The sequence below is a fragment of the Coriobacteriia bacterium genome (assembly GCA_018368455.1).
In the GTDB taxonomy this organism is placed as follows: domain Bacteria; phylum Actinomycetota; class Coriobacteriia; order Coriobacteriales; family UMGS124; genus JAGZEG01.
Genome location: JAGZEG010000004.1, coordinates 73,648 through 89,310 on the forward strand (window position 1 = coordinate 73,648; position 15,663 = coordinate 89,310).

The following is a 15,663-nucleotide window of genomic DNA, read 5'->3' on the forward strand; positions in this document are numbered from 1 at the left end:
CGTGCCAGAGCTAGGCGGCGCCTCCTCCCAGCGGCTCGACGACGAGCCGCGCTCCGTCGACGGAGACGACGCGGGCCTGGGAGCCGCTGGAGAGCTCGCCCCCGTTGGCGCAGCGTGCGAGCCACGACGTGTCGCCGAGCAGCGCGCGTCCGTCGTGCGTTGCGGTGATGCCTTGCGTGACGGTGACGACGCGCCCCACGTAGCCGTCGGCGTTCATCTGGGGCTCCCCCTTGGCGTTGACGCGCTTGCGCATGAAGGGACGCAGGGCGAGCAGCATGACGAACGAGGCGACGAGGAACACGATGACCTGCGTGAGCACGTTGTCGACGAAGAGGCTCACGACGAACGTGACTGCGGCGCCCAGGCAGAACCAGATGCAGATGAGCAGCGGTGAGGCCGCCTCAACGAGGCCGGCCACGACGGCGACGCCGAGCCAGACGAACGGCAGAAACGATCCCATGAGCCGCCTCCTTGTGCGATGCGTGCGATATGCCCCAGTATACCCCCACGCGGGGATGTTCAGCGGTTGCGAAGGCAGGTCGAACCTCCCCGCATGGGCTCGTTGCCTGCACCTCGTCATGGGGGCGCGCCCCGCATGATGAGGCCTCATATCGACAGGCAGTGACGGCGCGACGTATGGTGGACCGGTCGGGGCGAGGCGGGAGAGCGGGGGCGTGAGGTGGCACTGCGATCGTCGAGGGCAATGCGGGCGCGCGGGGCGGCGGGTCGCCCCACGCTCGCGAGGGGCGCGATGCGCGTGCCGGTTCGCGTTCGTCGTGCGGTGCGCGAGCTGGGGGAGGGCTTCGAGGAGCTGCTGTGGCCCACGCGCTGTGCGGGCTGCGACGCTCCCGGCGTGCTGCTGTGCGACGCGTGCCGGGCACGCTTGCCCCTCGCTGACCAGGCGCATGCCTGTCCGCGCTGTGGGGCCCCGTTTGGGGCGCTGGTCTGCACGGAGTGCACGGACTGGCATACCGGCGCCGATGACGAGGGCGTTTCCGACCCCAGCCCGGACGACGCCTCCGCCGCTGGGCTGCTGGCGAGTGCCCTGGACGGCGTGTGCTGCGCCGGGTCGCTTGCCTGGCCGCTCGACGCGCTCATCCGTGCGTACAAGGACGCGGGGGAGCGCCGCATTGCCCCGCTGCTTGCGGACGTGCTCTTCCAGGCGCTGGCGTTCACCCGAGCGTTTGACGTGCGCGATGCCACGTGCCTCGCGTTCGTCCCCGCGACGCCCGCCGCGTTCGCTCGCCGCGGCTTCGACCACATGGACGCCGTCGCCCGCCCCCTCGCCGGGCTGCTCGGCCTGCCCGTGCGCGACGTGCTGGCGCGCGGCGGGGGCGCCGACCAGCGTCGCCTGACGCGGGAGGGCCGCCGCGCCAACGCCCGGGGCGACGTTGTGGCGTGCGCGCGGCTCGACGGCGAGCGCGTCCTGCTCGTTGACGACGTGCTCACAACGGGCGCGACGCTGCTCGCCTGCGCCGGTGCCCTGCGCGCCGCGGGCGCTTGCCGGGTGTACGGGGCCTGCGTCGCCCGCGCGTGGTGACGTCGCCCTCGGCCTCGTGGCCGGCGCGTGGTGTGACCCTGTGCGGGGTCCAAGTTGTCTCCCGTCTGCTACTATTACCAGGTTCCCCCGGGTCTGTGGTTGCGGGCGTCCCCATGGGGTCGCCCTAGTCCATGGCAGACGAGGCCAAAGGGATCCACGTAAGCGTCGGCGTGCGCGCGGGCGCGAGCATGGCTCGTCCTAGGGGTAAGTCGTGCCGCCCGTTGATAGGGACAAACCTGTCCCGCGGGCGAGAGGGCCAGTAGTGAGGGCCGCTGCGGCGGCGTGAGCGACCGTCCCAGCACGCGAGTGTGGGGCCAAATACCAGGTCAGCCGGGGGAACACCGTTCGTTTTGACAGGAGGCCGCACGCAGCGGCCCGTATGTCGGCGCAAGCGACGCCCGTACCAGCCGAGCGCGCTCGCCGCGAGCCAGAAGAGAGCTGACGCCATGAAGCGCATCACCCGTCTCGCCGTCTCCGCCGTTGTCGCCACCGCCTGTGCGTTGGCCCTGACCGGCTGCAGCAGCTACCCGTCCGTGCAGGAGGCGATGGACGCCGCGGCGAAGCAGCCCGTCGTCAGCTCGCCCGTCGTCAAGACGGACGGCGTGCTCACGATCGGCATCAACTCGTCCAACGCGCCCTATGCGTGGGCTGCGCAGTCCGGCTCGAGCACCATCAGCGGCGTCGACGTGGACGTTGCGCTCGCTCTGGCCGAGCAGATGGGCCTCACCGCTCGCTTCGTCAACGTGGGCACGGGCGTGACGGGCGCCTCGACCGGCGACGTCGACGTCGTCATGGGCGTGAGCCCCACGCAGATCACCGACGGCCTGAGCGTCGTCGTGGGCAGCTACGCAGATGCCGCGCCCGCTGTGTTCATGAAGGACTACACGGGCGCCAAGCTCACGCTCGACGAGGTCATCGCTGGCCCCGTTGGCGTGCAGAGCGAGTCCGCGAGCTCCAAGACGTTTGCCGACATGGCGCCGACGGCTGCGCAGCAGGGCTTTGCCACGCTCAACGACGCGTTCGACGCGCTCCAGGCCGGCACCGTGAAGTACGTTGTGTGCGACTCGTTCATGGGAGGCTATCTGGCCGCCTCCTATGACGACATCTCGCTGGCGGGCGCGCTCCAGATGCCCACGACGCGCGGCATCGCCGTGGCGGCGAGCAACGCCGAGCTCCAGAGCGCTGTGCAGAGTGCCGTCGACGAGCTTGCGTCCAACGGCATCCAGAGCCTGATCCGCAGCTCATGGGTGGGAGATCTGCCCTCCATCACGGCGGAGAACCAGGTGGCGGCCGCCGTGCCCACCGCGCCCGCCGTCGACCCCGCCGCGGTGCCTGCCGAGGGCGAGGCGGCTCCCGCCGAGGGCGAAGCCGCTCCCGTCGAGGGCGAGTAACGCCGCGCGGGGCCTTCGCCAACTTTTGCCAACTTGCTGCGGGAACTCGACTCAACCGGGGCCATTTACGGGTAAGCTAGGGATACGCACCGGATGCCCGCGGCGGGCGTCCCTCCTGCGAAGCGCGACCTGCCTCGAGGCCACAGCCCTGGGGCGGGATCTACTGGTCGATTGATTGGAGCCGTCATGAACGTCACCGTCACTGGTCGCAACATCGCCGTCACTGACGCCCTTCGCGACTATGTCGAGGAAAAGCTGTCGGCGGCAACGAACGTGTTCGACATCCCGATGAATACCGAGGTCGTCCTGCGCGTTGAGAAGAACCCGTCCAACCCCGTTCCTCAGGTCGTCGAGGTCACGGTCTTCATCAAGGGCGCCGTCGTTCGCGTGTCCGAGGCCGCAACCGACATGTATGCCGCCGTCGACATGGCGGCTGACCGCGTGTCCCGCCAGCTGCGCAAGTTCAAGACGCGCGTCGTTGACCGCCGTCAGCGCGCCTCCCGTCCCGAGGCCGAGCCCGGCGTGCCGCTTGACGAGCTTGTGACGCCCGAGCCGGATCCCGCGGCGCCCGAGGCAGACGACGAGGAGGACTACGTCGTCCGCGAGAAGCTCATCGAGTTCACGAAGCTGACGGAGGACCAGGCCCTGCTGCAGGTCGACCTGCTTGGGCACGACTTCTTCGTCTATACGAACGCTGACACGGGTGACGTCAACGTCATGTATCGCCGCAAGAACGGCGGCTACGGTGTCATCAAGCCGGTCGCACCGGCGCCGGCGATGCCCGAGCACACCGCCTAGCTCTGCAAACGCTCGTCCGCGTGCGCCCCGCGCCCCAAACGCGGGGCGCACGTGTATGTGGCGCCCTCACGTTCCCAGCCCTCTCGTCGAAAGGCTTACCTGCATGGCTTCGCCTGTACCTCATCTCCTCGCGTTCTCGACGCACCCCACCTGCCGCATCATCATCGACTCGTGCAGCGATGTCAGCTCCGAGCTCGCGCAGCGCCTCGGCGTCGACGTCATCGAGTTCCCGTTTGTTCTGGGCGGCGAGGAGCACTGGGACGATCTGGGCGCCTCGCTGTCGTCGCAGGACTTCTACGGGCGCATGCGCTCTGGCGAGCGAGCCTCGACGAGCGCCATTCCCACAGGCGTGTTCGCCGAGATATTCGAGTGGTGCGCCAAGCAGGGTGTTCCGACGCTCTACCTGAGCTTCACGGCGGGCCTCTCCTCGTCGGTTCATGACGCGGAGACGGCTGCCGCCCAGGTTCGCTGTGCCCACCCGACGTTCGAGCTGTCGGTGCTCGATAACCGTGCTCCGGCTCTCACGGCGTTGCTGCTGGCCGAGCAGGCGTGCAAGCTGCGCGACGAGGGCATGCCCATGGGCGACATCGCCGACTGGGCAGACGAAGCGTGCAACCGCATGCACGGCTACTTCACGCTCGAGTCGCTCAAGTGGCTCGCTGCGGGCGGCCGCATCCCCAAGGCGGCGGCGTCCGTGTCGTCGCTGCTCAACGTCAAGCCCGACCTCACCTATGACCTCGACGGCTCGCTGACGCTCATGGGCGTGTCGCGCGGCCGCAAGAAGGCGCTCAAGTGGGTCGTCGACCAGATGCGTGCATGCTGGGACGGTGACACCTCGCTGCCGCTGGGCATCGTCGACGCCGACTGCCGCGAGGACGGCGATGCTCTCGAGGCGCTCGTGCGCGCATACTGCGACGAGCGCGGCGTTGCCTGCCCCGAGATCATCCGCTTCGAGCTCGATCCCACGATCGGGTCGCACGTCGGGCCCGGCATGCTGGCCCTGGCGTTCTGGGGCACGGATCGCCGTTCCATGGCCGGCGGACGCGGCAAGCGCTAGGCGTCTCTCGCACACGTATCGACTCCCATCGGAAGGGACTTCCTTGGACATCAAGACCATCGCCTTTATCGGCACGGGCCTCATGGGTGCCCCCATGGCGGGGCATCTCATCGACGCCGGCTACGAGCTCACCGTCTACAACCACACGCCTGAGAAGGCCCTGCCGCTCGTGGGCAAGGGAGCCAAGCTCGCCGCGAGCGCCGTCGAGGCCGTGCAGGGCGCCGACGTCGTCATCACGATGGTGGGCTACCCCGAGCAGGTCGAGGAGCTGTACCTCGCGAAGGACGGCATCGTCTCGGCGGCGAAGCGCGGCGCGTACCTCATCGACATGACGACGTCGTCGCCACAGCTCGCTCGCGACATCCACGACGTTGCCGAGCTCGCTGGCCTCCATGCGTTCGACGCGCCCGTCACGGGTGGCGAGGACGGGGCCAAGGCCGCGACGCTCACGATATTTTGCGGTGCCGACGACGAGACCGTTGCGCCCGTGCTCGACGTGCTCAAGGTGCTCGGCACGCTCGTGTTGACGTTTGACCGCGCGGGCCAGGGCCAGATGGCCAAGCTCACGAATCAGGTGGCGCTGGCCGGTTGCATGCTCGGTCTCGTCGAGGGCCTCACGTTTGCCAAGCAGGGTGGCCTCGATGTCGAGAAGATGCTCGGGGCGCTGCTCACGGGTACGGCCGGCTCTACGATCATGCGCGGTCTCGGCCCCAAGATCCTGCGTGACGACTATCGCCCCGGCTTCATGGTCGAGCACTACGTGAAGGACCTCAACCTCGCGCTGACGACGGCCGAGGACGAGGAGGTCACGCTGCCCGCGACGGAGACGGCGGCCCAGCTGTACAGCATGCTTGCCGAGATCGGCGGCTCGCGCATGGGCACGCAGGCGCTGTCGCTCGTCTACTCCGACGAGGAGAGCTGCGCCAAGGCGGGCCTGGACTGGTCGGTGCTCAACCTCGACGACGATGACGAGGAGGCCGACGAGGTCGAGGGCGGTGACGCATGCGGCTGCGGGCACGACCACGGCCACGCGCATGGCGAGGGCTGCTCGTGCGGCTGCGACGACGCTGACGATGACGACGAGGAGGAGACGCCGGCCGAGCGCCTGAGCGGCTTCGAGGCGCCGTTCTCGCAGAACTAGCGACGGAAGGGCCTGTTCGCATGGACTTTGGAACCGCCGTCATCTCCCTGCTCTTCATGGTGCTGGGTATCGTCATCGGCAACAAGGTGGGAGAGACGCTCGCCACTCGCCTGGGAAGCAATCGCCAGTTCTGGGCGTACAACATCGCGGCCATCGCCGTGGGCATCGTCGTGTCGGCCTTCGTGTCGGCCCTGGGCCTGCTGTGGGTCGCCGGCCTCGTCATCGGCCTCATCGGCGGCAGCATATTCGGCCTCAAGATGGGCTACGGCAAGAGTGTCGGCGTCTGGGCCAAGCACGACCGGCACTTCCGCGTCAACGCCGACCAGGTGAAGGCCGGGGAAGCCGTCAAGCGCGGCGAGGATCCGGACGAGATCGCCAAGCGCGACCTCATCAGCGTGGCACCCGACGGGGAAGAGAAGCATCCCACCACGAAGAGCGGCCGAAGGGGTCGATAAGCCATGAGCGAGGAGACGAAGATGGACGAATTCGACCCCACGGTTGCTGACGCTGCGGCCGTGAAGGCACCGGAGCGCGGCAAGCGCTCCGGTGCGGCCAAACCTGCCCTCGAGTTCTCGGCGACGTGCCCCTCGGGCTTCGAGGCGGCGCTTGCCGGCGAGCTGCGCGGCCTGGGCTGCGCCCGCGTGCGCCCGCTGAAGGGCAGCGTCTCGTTTGCGGGCGACGTGGCGTGCGGCCTGCGCGTCTGCCTGTGGAGTCGTCTCGCGTCTCGTGTCGTGCTCGTTGTCAAGCGCGTGCCGTGCGCTACGGCTGACGAGCTATACGACGGCGTGCGCGGCATCGCGTGGGAGGACCACATCGCGCCGGGCGCCACGATCGCGGTGAGCGCGCGCGGTGGAAACGACGAGCTTCATGACCCGCGCTTCGCGGCCCTGCGCGTGAAGGACGGCGTGGCCGACCGCCTGCGCGAGCAGCGTGGCGAGCGCCCCAACGTTGACCCCGAGCGGCCCGACCTGCGCCTGACGTGCGCCGTGCACGACCGCCGCGCGACGATCGGCATCGACCTGTCCGGCGATCCGCTTATCGACCGCGGCTATCGCGTGCGCGCCCGCGCCCGCTCGCAGGCGTCGCCGGCGACGTTTCTGCGCGAGGACCTCGCGGCGTTCGTGCTGGCCCAGGGCGACTGGCCCCGCCGCTCCCGCCGCGATGCCCGCGCCGTGTTCGTAGACCCTCTGGGAACCTCGCCCGTGCTTGCCGTCGAGGCCGCGGCCATCGCGTGCGACCGCGCGCCGGGCCTGACGCGCGACCGCTGGGGCTTCGACGCCTGGCTCGGCTTTGACGCGCAGGCGTGGGAGGCCGAGATCTCGGCGGCTGACGAGCGCTTCGACGCTGGCCTTGCGACGGGGCGCCGCGTCGTCGTGGCGGCTCGCGACGCCGGAGTGCGCAGCGAGCTCACCGACATGGCGAAGCGTGCGCACCTGCTCGACGCCATCGAGATCACGAGCGGAGGCCCGTCCGGGCTCAACCTGGGCGAGACGGCGCTGCCGAGCTCGCTCGCGGGTTGCGTCATCGTGGATGAGGGACTCTCCGGCGTCACGGGCGACCAGCCGGCCCGCCTTGCGACTGTGGCGGCCCTGCTGCGGACGCCGGCGCTGCGCGAGGTGCCACTCGTCGCGCTTGAGCCGGGTGACGCCCTCGGCTACCTGCTGGGCTACAAGCCCGAAGCCAGCGTCGATGTCATGAACGGCTCGGCGCGCGCCATCGTTGCGAGCTACCCCTCGGCTGCCCGTGCGGCGCGTCTCGCGGGGGAGAGCGGGCTCGCGGACGTGCCCGCTGCTCAGGGCGCCGGGGACGAGGACGGTGCGCTGCCACCCGTGCCGAGCGTGAGCGCCTACAGCGACATCGCGCTGCCCGACGGCTCGACGATGGGCGTGCTCGTGCCGGCGAGCGACCAATTTGCGGCGCGCCTGGCAAAGGTGGGCAAGCTGCGCGCCAAGTGGGCGAAGCGCACCGGCGTGAGCTGCTATCGCGTGTACGACGCCGACCTGCCCGACTACGCTGTCACCGTCGACCTGTACCAGGGCAGCGCCCAGACGCCGGGCCGCTGGCTCGTCATGAGCGAGTACGCGGCGCCCAAGGAGGTCGACGAGGCCCTGGCGGCGCGTCGTCTGGCCGATGCGCTCGCCATTGCGCCGCGCGTGCTGGGCGTCGACCCCGAGGACGTGTTCCTCAAGGTGCGCAAGCGCGCGAAGGGCGGCTCGCAGTATGCCTCCGACGCGCGCAGCCGCCGCGGACGTGGCGCGCTCGTGGAAGAGGGGGGCCTCACGTTCGAGGTCAACTTCTCCGACTACCTCGACACGGGCATCTTCCTCGACCATCGCGACGTGCGCGGGCGCATCCGCGAGCTGGCGAGTGGGACGCGCTTCCTGAACCTGTTCGCGTATACGGGCACGGCGAGCTGCTATGCGGCCGACGGCGGCGCGTTCTCCACGACGACGGTCGACCTGTCGGGGACGTACCTCGAGTGGGCCAAGCGCAACATGGAGCAGAACGGCTTCGCGGGCGGCTCGCACGAGTACATCCAGGCTGACGTCATGCCGTGGATCCAGCAGACGCGCCACACGGCGCTGCGCTGGGACCTCATCTTCATCGACCCGCCGACGTTCTCCAACTCGGCTAAGATGCGCCAGAGCGGCTTTGACGTGCAGCGCGACCATGCCGAGCTGCTCATCGGGGCGTCGCGCATCATGAGGCGAGGCGGCATGATCCTGTTCTCGTGCAACCTGCGCGGCTTCACGCCCGACAGCGAGGCGCTGGCCAAGGCAGGCCTCGAGATCCGCGACACGACGGAGGGCACGATCCCCGAGGACTTCTCGCGCAACGCGAAGATCCACCATGTGTATGAGGTGCGTCGCGTCGATTAGGGGGATCCTTCGATAACAACGGGCGGCGCTGGAGCACGTCATCTGCTGCGCTCCCGCGGTCCCTCGCGTATTTCAATACGCGTCGGGCCGCGGCGCCTTGCATCTGACGCACTCCAGCGTCGCCTAACGGCGATAGCTTTCGCATGGTATCTGCGGCGTTGAAGGGCGGCTCGCGTACTTAGTACGCGTCGCCACCCTTCGCCTTGCATCCGGCGCACTGTGGCCTCGCTTAACGGGGTAAGGGTGCTTGCGAGCTCGCCGCTATTTCATAGCCCAACCCGCTCTACCTGCGGGTTGCAACTGGTAGGCGCCTTGCGGTTGCAGGAAAATGCAGCCTGTGGGTTGGTGGAGGGCGTTTGGGACGGCGCGTATTATGGGCTGCGTACCCGGCTTTCAGCAGCCAAAGCCCGCCCTCTCTGAAAGGCGCCCCTATGAGCTTTCGTGACAACCTACAGCACCTGAGGGCCATGCGTAACATGACGCAGGAACAGCTTGCGATGCTGCTTGGTGTCAGTCGCCAGTCGGTGACAAAGTGGGAGGCGGAAAAGGCCTCTCCCGAGATGGATAAGCTGCTTGCCATCTGCGACATTTTCGGCTGCACGCTTGACGACCTCGTTCGGGGCGACCTCAGCACTCGTCCTGCTGAGCCTTGCCCTCAGATGGTACAAGCAACCGGCCCCGTTCACGACGTCTGCGGCTACGACGAACACGCACGTCGTTTTGCCCTACAGGTTCCCACGGGCGTCGCGCTCTGTATCGCGGGCTTCATCCCTTCCGGGCTGCTTGCGAATATCGCCCTCGTTCCAGGCAGGCAGACGGGCATCTTGTCGGTAGTCTGCCTGTTCGCAGGCGTCTTGGCGGGGCTTGCCCTGCTTATCCCTGCCAGTATGGGGCACATCGCGTTCCAGAAGGCGCATCCTTACGTGCAGGACTTCTATACGGAGAAAGATCGTGCGCGGGCTCGGCGCACTATGTCGATCTGTCTCGTTGCAGGTATCGGACTCATCCTGCTGGGCCTCTTGGGGTTCTTTCTTTTCGATGGAACAGCGCACGAAGACACGTGGGGTAGCGCCGCTCTGTTTGCCGGTATCTCTGCGGGAGTGTGGTTTATCGTCTACGGCGGCATGACGCTGGGGCGCATGAACATCGCCGGCTATAACAAGGAGATCGCCGAGAACCTTGAGCTTGACGACATCGAGGGTCTCGATGTGGACGAAGCCCGGCGCGCACGACTTCTTGCCGAGGGACGCATGAACAGGCGTATCGGCGTTGTGTGCGGTGCCATCATGCTCGCGGCGATGATCGCCTCCCTCATCTGGCTGTTCCTTGGCGTGCTGTTTGCGGGCGGCAACGTGTCTGATCACGCGGCGTGGAGCGTCGCCGCGCATCAGCCGTTCTGGCTGCCCTGGGCCATCGGTGGCATCCTCTGCGGTATTGCCAGCCTGCTTATGCGCGAGTTCGGGAGTCGCAACGGCTAGAGTGCTCTCCGCGCTTGTCGCGTTTGCGAGCTTCCTTGGGGTCGAGCCGCTTGCCCGGGCGCTTTTTGCGGATGTGCGGGCTTTTGCAAAATGAGCTCTCGAAAATGGGCGCGGATTGCGGTTGTGTGGGAAAAGATTGGCCCCATTTTGCGGATGTGCGAGGTGGCGCTCTAGGCCCAGCCTCCTGACCTGCGGGTTTTCTGGAGCATGCATGCGGAGCTTTCCCGCAAACCTCGCACAGCCGCAAATCGCGCCCATTTTGGAGGCGCGCTCCAACAAAACCCAGCACAAGCGAAAATTGCGCCCAGCCAGGAGGACGCTCGCCCCAGGCGCGCCCAGCCAGGAGGACGCCCGCCCCAGGCGCGCCCAGCCAGGAGGACGCCCGCCCCGGGCGCGCCCAGCCAGGGGGCATACCCGCCCCAGGCGCTCCCAGCCAGAGGGCATACCCGCCCCGGGCACGCCCAGCCAGGGGGCGCCTGCCCCCCCCAAGCGTGTCTGCCCCTGGGCGCCTGCCTCTCATCAAACCCTCAGCTCAGCGCCTCATCCCCCGAGGATGATTCCAGAAATACGCCTCAACCTCCCCGCTTCAATCATCCTGCCTGCCTGACGGGCCTCGATGGCACGCCCCTATCGTGAACGCCGGAAATGACCTGCGGATCGTGAGGAGAGGGCAAGCACATGGGAGCGTATGAAGAGGGCGTCTGCATCGAGGACGAGGAGGCGTTCGACCCGCTGGCGGAGGATTTCGCGCTGGTGGAAGACGCTGAGGACGAGGGCATCGTCGACTTGCCGATCGTGCCCGAGATGCCGGAGTCGCTGCGTGGCAACAGCGTGTTCGACCGGCAACGCTATGCCAGCGCCCAGGACGCCATCGAGGAGCTGCTGCGCCGCAATCCCGGTCGCAAGCCCGTGTTCCTCGCCATCATAGAGGCGTGCTGCGAATCGCGTACGACGAGCGAGGTCGCGCGGGCAGTGAGCGCGGCGCAGGCAGAGAACCGCTCCGTGTACACGCCGTTGTCCTTGTGTTCGATCCTCGAGCGCGCTGGTGCTCTGACGAGCGAGGTTCCCGACAGCGCCGACGAGGTGGTCGAACAGGAGGATGGCATCGAGTACCTCGAGGTGAAAGAGGCGCCCGAGGCAACGTGGACCTCGACGGATGACGGGCTCATCGTGCTGTCGGCCCATCGGGAGGGTGGGGCTCTGCTAGAGTTGCTCTCTTCGGAGTCGGAGGCCATCTATCGGCCCGTCTACGAGCGCGTACTGGCGTTTTGCGCCGAGCGGCCTCAGCCTAAAAGCGCCATCGACGCGCTTGTCGACGACGACCCGCTCGTGCAGAGCCCCCGCCGCTACTCCAACCACTTCATAGAGCTTCTTGAGAACCGCGAGGCGCTGGCTTGGCACGACGGGGGCTGGAACGCCACGGAGCTCGGCCTGCGCTATCTGGAGGAGATAGCTGTCGGAGCGTAGCGCCCCTTCGCAGTTCATCCCTGAGTCGAGAGGATCATCCCATGAACAAACTCGATACGAGTGCCGCCATCGCAGCCGGCGCCGCCTCATCTGCCGTCCCCGCCGCAAATCCCCAGCTCGAGGAGCTTGCTGGCGTCATGGACGGCCGCGCTCGCACGTATGGCCTGCTCGCCCGCCTGTTCCGCGTCGAGGTGGACCAGACCCTGCTCGACGACCTGCGCGGCATGCGCTTCCCCACGAACACGGGCAACGCCCACGTCGATGCCGGCTACTCGCTCATGTATCGCTTCCTGAAGCGCACGTGGGAGGACAGCGTGCTCGAGCTGGCGCGTGACTACGTACGCACGTTCATCGGCCACGGCGTTAACGGCCATGCCGCGGCCTATCCCTACGAGTCGGTGCACACGTCAGAGAAGCGTCTGCTCATGCAAGAGGCGCGCGCCGAGGTGCTCGCCGTCTATCGCGCCAACGGCCTCAAGAAGGAGGAGCACTGGCGCGAGTGCGAGGATCACATTGCCGTGGAGCTTGAGTTCATGCAGGTCATGGCCCAGCGCACAGCTGCCTTACTGCGAAAGGGCGACGAGGACGGCGCCGTTGTCGCCCTGCGCACGCAGCGCGCCTTTGTGGCCGACCACCTGGCGAACTGGGTGCCGATGCTTGCTGCCGACATGGGCCGCTTCGCCCAGACAGACCTCTATCGCGGCCTTGCTGAACTGACGCAGGGCTTCGTCGAGATTGAGGGGGCGCTCCTCGGCGAGCTGCTCTCGGGCGTCGAAGCGGCGTAGGGCGGTCGATGGCGATGGGAGGCAAGGAGAAGAGGGAAGCTGGCGTCACGCGCCGGCAGGTCCTGGCGGGGCTCGGATGCGTCGTGGGCACCGTGGGCTTGGGGGCCGGCGCGAAGTATCTGGGTGGGGGCAGCCTTCTGCGCCCGCCGGGTGGCCAGGACGAGGGGCGGCTGCTCTCGCTGTGCGTGCGCTGCCAGCGCTGCTACGAGGCATGCCCGCAGAAAGCCATTGCGCCTGCGGGCGTCGAGGGTGGCTTTGCGAACCTGCGCACGCCGACGGTTGACTTCCACGCCGGCTGGTGCGACTTCTGCACGGAGACGAACGACGGGCATCCGCGGTGCGTCGAGATGTGTCCTACGACGGCGCTGCGCATCGAGCAGGGGGCGCAGAGGAGAGACGTCGTCATCGGGAAGCCGATGTTGACGACGGACTGGTGTCTGGCATACCGCATGACGCGCTGCCGCGAGTGCTACGACGCGTGCGAGCTCGACGCCATCACGCTCGACGACGCCAAGCGCCCCCACATCGAGCTGGACAAGTGCAACGGCTGCGGGGCCTGCGAGTATGCGTGTCCTTCCATGACGGCGGGCACACCCGTGGCGGGCGCGACGCACCGCGCCATCATCGTCGTGGCGGCCGATCGGGGCGGGGAGGTGTAAGCGCATGGCCAAGCGTGCAAGTTATAAGCCGCAGGCTCGCAAGACCGACGACGGCATGACGTCTGTGACCTGCGAGAATGATACAAATCTTTCTGCTAAAGCTGAGTCTAAGCTTCAGGGAGAGGCCGAGGGTGAGATCGACGTTCGGAGCGTCCGGTCAAGGCCGGTGTGCTCGGACAAGCCGCAGGCGCGCGCCGAGAGGGCAGTGTCTTCCGGCGTCGCTCCGATCCGTCGCGCCAAAGCCGTCGCTTCGTATAAGCCGAGCGTGTCGGGCGGGCGCCGAAGGGGAGCGAGCCTCACGAGGCTGCGCCGTGCTCTACCGGCCCTTGTCCTGCTGGCGTGCTCCGTTGCGTTTGTGGCGATGGTGCCGCTCGGCAACATCTCGGCGTTCGGCTGGGAGTCCATCTCGGCCATCTGTCCCGTCGGTGCGCTGGCGACACTGCTGGCGAGCAAGACGCTCGTTCCGCGCGTGCTCATTAGCCTGCTCATTGCCGTGACGCTCATCGTGTTGTTTGGGCGCGCGTTCTGCTCATGGGTGTGCTCGGTGCCGCTCGTCCAGCGTCTGTTGGGCCTGCGCGACGGCGACCGCGAGAGCTCGCGCAAGAAGGGCGTCACGGGCTCGTGCGGTGGCGGGGCCGGCGGGTGCGGCTCGTCTGCTGGTTGCGCGAGCTGCGCCCAGGTGCGCGGCAAGGCGCTCGACACGCGTCACTGGGTGCTGGGCGGAAGCCTCTTGTCAGCGGCCGTGTTCGGCTTTCCCGTGTTTTGCCTCGTCTGCCCCATCGGGCTGACGTTTGCGGCCATCTACCTCGTGCTGCGCCTGTTCACGGGCAGCGCGTCGTGGGCACTTGTCATCGCGCTCGCACTGCTCGTCGTCGAGCTGCTTGTCGCGCGTCGCTGGTGTCACCGCTTCTGCCCACTCGGCGCGCTCATGTCGCTGGTCGCCAAGGCCAACCGCACGTTCGTGCCGACAATCGACCGCGCGGTCTGCCTCGAGACGCGTGAGGGGGCTCACGAGGGGGCGCGCTGCGGGCGCTGCGCGAAGGCGTGCCCCGAGGGCATCGACTTGCGCGACCTCACGACGAGTCCGACGGCCATCAACGAGTGCGTCAAGTGCCGCGCCTGCGTGGAGGCGTGTCCGACGCATGCTATAGCCATGCCCCTGCTGCCGCCGAGGGGCGCCGCGACCCCGGTGCCGACTGGCGCGAACGCCGCCCCGCTTGCTGGGACCGCGCGTCCTGGGGAGTCCAGGACGCCTGTGAAGGAGGCGACGACCGATGTCGAGGCCTGAGATGCTTGCGGGTGCTCTCGAGCGCTTGCAGAGCTCTGAGCTCACCGTGTTCCCGTATCGCTGCGCCGTCATGCGCAACCGCAACGCGAGCTGCACGCGCTGCGCGCAGGCCTGCACGTCGGGTGCTATCAGCATCGAGTGCGACGAGATCGCCATCGACCCGGAGCGCTGCGTGGGCTGCGGGACGTGTGCGACCGTCTGCCCGACGTGCGCTCTCGAGGCGCGCCATCCCGGCGACGCGGAGCTTGCGAAGCGCGTGGGGGAGGCGCTTGCTGCCACGGGAGACTCACTCGTCATCGCCTGCGACGCGCTGTGGCGCCGCAACGCCGGGCGCATCGATCCCGGGCGCGCCGTGCGCGTGACGTGTCTGGGCCGCGTGGATGAGTCCGTGCTGGTGGAGGCCGTGGCTCGTGGCGCCCGGCGTATCCTGCTCGCGCACGCCGCGTGCGAGTGCTGCCCGCGCTCTGCGGGGCGCTCGACGTATGTCGAGGTCGTTGACACGGCGAACGCGCTGCTCGAGGCGTGGAATTCGCCCGTTCGCGTCGAGCTGCGCGAGAAGCTGCCGCCGTGCGTGCGACTCGAGGCGCCGACTCCCGTCGGGCCGGCCTATGACGAGCGGCGGCGGGAACTGCTCGCTTCGGTGGGCCGCGCAGGTGCGGAGGTGGGCGACATCCATCCAACTGAGGATCTCGGCAGTGGCAGGGGAGGGGCGGATGCCCGTCCGCTCAAGGTGATGCTCGACGGCACTCTTCCCCACTTTCTGCCCGACCGCCGCGAGCGCCTGCTCGACGCCCTGGCTGGGCTGGGAGAACCTGCGCAGGCGGCGCTCGAGACGCGCCTGTGGGGCCGCGTCGACATCGACGTGAGCCACTGCAAGACCTGCCTTATGTGTGCGACGTTCTGCCCGACGGGCGCCATCGCCAAGGTGGAGGGGCCCGACGGCCACGTGGCGCTCGAGCATCGCCCGGCGGACTGCGTGAAGTGCCGCTGCTGCACGGACGTGTGTCCCACCGGCGCGCTCGTGCTGCGCGAGGACGTCATGGCGTCCGAGGTCGCCAACGGCGTCGTTGCCGAGCGCTTCGACCTGCCGCCTGTGCGCGATGGGCGCGGTGGTCCCCACTCCATGATCGGGGCGCTGCGCAAGATCATCCACTTTGACCAGCTCTATGAGCGATAGCGA

Annotated in this window: 14 protein-coding genes; 13 read left to right on the top strand and 1 reads right to left on the bottom strand. The window is 68.2% G+C overall.

Features of this window, described 5'->3' with window-relative positions; all coding sequences use genetic code 11:
- Positions 1 to 10: 10 nt before the first annotated feature.
- The gene (locus KHZ24_03495; protein ID MBS5450261.1) at positions 11 to 460 is read right to left on the bottom strand and encodes an NfeD family protein; all 450 of its coding nucleotides are present in this window, start codon (positions 458 to 460) and stop codon (positions 11 to 13) included.
- A 297-nt stretch (positions 461 to 757) separates the two neighbouring features.
- On the opposite strand from KHZ24_03495, the gene KHZ24_03500 reads away from it, so the two are divergent.
- The 13 genes from KHZ24_03500 (at position 758) to KHZ24_03560 (ending at position 15,660) form a co-directional block, all read left to right on the top strand.
- On the top strand, positions 758 to 1,540 hold the full coding sequence (locus KHZ24_03500) for a ComF family protein (GenBank protein MBS5450262.1): 783 nt from the start codon (positions 758 to 760) through the stop codon (positions 1,538 to 1,540).
- 446 nt (positions 1,541 to 1,986) lie between these two features.
- Positions 1,987 to 2,931 (top strand): transporter substrate-binding domain-containing protein, encoded by a 945-nt coding sequence (locus KHZ24_03505; GenBank protein ID MBS5450263.1) that lies wholly within the window; start codon positions 1,987 to 1,989, stop codon positions 2,929 to 2,931.
- Between the two features lie 186 nt (positions 2,932 to 3,117).
- Positions 3,118 to 3,729 (top strand): ribosome-associated translation inhibitor RaiA, encoded by a 612-nt coding sequence (gene raiA / locus KHZ24_03510; GenBank protein MBS5450264.1) that lies wholly within the window; start codon positions 3,118 to 3,120, stop codon positions 3,727 to 3,729.
- A gap of 103 nt (positions 3,730 to 3,832) precedes the next feature.
- Entirely contained in the window at positions 3,833 to 4,786 is a 954-nt protein-coding gene (locus tag KHZ24_03515; GenBank protein MBS5450265.1) for a DegV family protein, read from the top strand.
- Between the two features lie 82 nt (positions 4,787 to 4,868).
- Positions 4,869 to 5,927 carry an NAD(P)-dependent oxidoreductase gene (locus tag KHZ24_03520; protein MBS5450266.1) on the top strand — a complete coding sequence of 353 codons (1,059 nt, stop codon included), beginning with the start codon at positions 4,869 to 4,871 and terminating at the stop codon, positions 5,925 to 5,927.
- Between the two features lie 20 nt (positions 5,928 to 5,947).
- Entirely contained in the window at positions 5,948 to 6,382 is a 435-nt protein-coding gene (locus KHZ24_03525; protein MBS5450267.1) for a hypothetical protein, read from the top strand.
- Positions 6,383 to 6,403: 21 nt separating this feature from the next.
- A complete protein-coding gene (rlmKL, locus tag KHZ24_03530) occupies positions 6,404 to 8,806 on the top strand; it encodes a bifunctional 23S rRNA (guanine(2069)-N(7))-methyltransferase RlmK/23S rRNA (guanine(2445)-N(2))-methyltransferase RlmL (protein ID MBS5450268.1) in 2,403 nt (800 codons plus the stop codon).
- A 431-nt stretch (positions 8,807 to 9,237) separates the two neighbouring features.
- Positions 9,238 to 10,284 carry a helix-turn-helix transcriptional regulator gene (locus tag KHZ24_03535; protein MBS5450269.1) on the top strand — a complete coding sequence of 349 codons (1,047 nt, stop codon included), beginning with the start codon at positions 9,238 to 9,240 and terminating at the stop codon, positions 10,282 to 10,284.
- Between the two features lie 678 nt (positions 10,285 to 10,962).
- Positions 10,963 to 11,751 carry a hypothetical protein gene (locus tag KHZ24_03540; protein ID MBS5450270.1) on the top strand — a complete coding sequence of 263 codons (789 nt, stop codon included), beginning with the start codon at positions 10,963 to 10,965 and terminating at the stop codon, positions 11,749 to 11,751.
- 41 nt (positions 11,752 to 11,792) lie between these two features.
- The gene (locus KHZ24_03545; GenBank protein MBS5450271.1) at positions 11,793 to 12,536 is read left to right on the top strand and encodes a molecular chaperone TorD family protein; all 744 of its coding nucleotides are present in this window, start codon (positions 11,793 to 11,795) and stop codon (positions 12,534 to 12,536) included.
- Between the two features lie 8 nt (positions 12,537 to 12,544).
- Entirely contained in the window at positions 12,545 to 13,195 is a 651-nt protein-coding gene (locus tag KHZ24_03550) for a 4Fe-4S dicluster domain-containing protein (protein ID MBS5450272.1), read from the top strand.
- Positions 13,196 to 13,556: 361 nt separating this feature from the next.
- The gene (locus tag KHZ24_03555; protein MBS5450273.1) at positions 13,557 to 14,483 is read left to right on the top strand and encodes a 4Fe-4S binding protein; all 927 of its coding nucleotides are present in this window, start codon (positions 13,557 to 13,559) and stop codon (positions 14,481 to 14,483) included.
- Positions 14,470 to 15,660, top strand: coding sequence for a 4Fe-4S binding protein (locus tag KHZ24_03560; protein MBS5450274.1), 1,191 nt, complete (start codon positions 14,470 to 14,472; stop codon positions 15,658 to 15,660). The genes KHZ24_03555 and KHZ24_03560 overlap by 14 nt, the downstream gene beginning before the upstream one ends.
- The last annotated feature ends 3 nt before the right edge of the window (positions 15,661 to 15,663 follow it).

Bases quoted from the DNA above. Each gene is read 5' to 3' on its own strand.
- KHZ24_03550 (MBS5450272.1), top strand. From the start codon at position 12,545: ATGGCGATGGGAGGCAAGGAGAAGAGGGAAGCTGGCGTCACGCGCCGG.
- KHZ24_03555 (MBS5450273.1), top strand. From the start codon at position 13,557: ATGGTGCCGCTCGGCAACATCTCGGCGTTCGGCTGGGAGTCCATCTCG.
- KHZ24_03545 (MBS5450271.1), top strand. From the start codon at position 11,793: ATGAACAAACTCGATACGAGTGCCGCCATCGCAGCCGGCGCCGCCTCA.
- KHZ24_03525 (MBS5450267.1), top strand. From the start codon at position 5,948: ATGGACTTTGGAACCGCCGTCATCTCCCTGCTCTTCATGGTGCTGGGT.
- KHZ24_03515 (MBS5450265.1), top strand. From the start codon at position 3,833: ATGGCTTCGCCTGTACCTCATCTCCTCGCGTTCTCGACGCACCCCACC.
- KHZ24_03560 (MBS5450274.1), top strand. From the start codon at position 14,470: ATGTCGAGGCCTGAGATGCTTGCGGGTGCTCTCGAGCGCTTGCAGAGC.
- KHZ24_03535 (MBS5450269.1), top strand. From the start codon at position 9,238: ATGAGCTTTCGTGACAACCTACAGCACCTGAGGGCCATGCGTAACATG.
- rlmKL (MBS5450268.1), top strand. From the start codon at position 6,404: ATGGACGAATTCGACCCCACGGTTGCTGACGCTGCGGCCGTGAAGGCA.
- KHZ24_03495 (MBS5450261.1), bottom strand. From the start codon at position 460: ATGGGATCGTTTCTGCCGTTCGTCTGGCTCGGCGTCGCCGTCGTGGCC.
- KHZ24_03505 (MBS5450263.1), top strand. From the start codon at position 1,987: ATGAAGCGCATCACCCGTCTCGCCGTCTCCGCCGTTGTCGCCACCGCC.
- raiA (MBS5450264.1), top strand. From the start codon at position 3,118: ATGAACGTCACCGTCACTGGTCGCAACATCGCCGTCACTGACGCCCTT.
- KHZ24_03520 (MBS5450266.1), top strand. From the start codon at position 4,869: ATGGGTGCCCCCATGGCGGGGCATCTCATCGACGCCGGCTACGAGCTC.
- KHZ24_03540 (MBS5450270.1), top strand. From the start codon at position 10,963: ATGGGAGCGTATGAAGAGGGCGTCTGCATCGAGGACGAGGAGGCGTTC.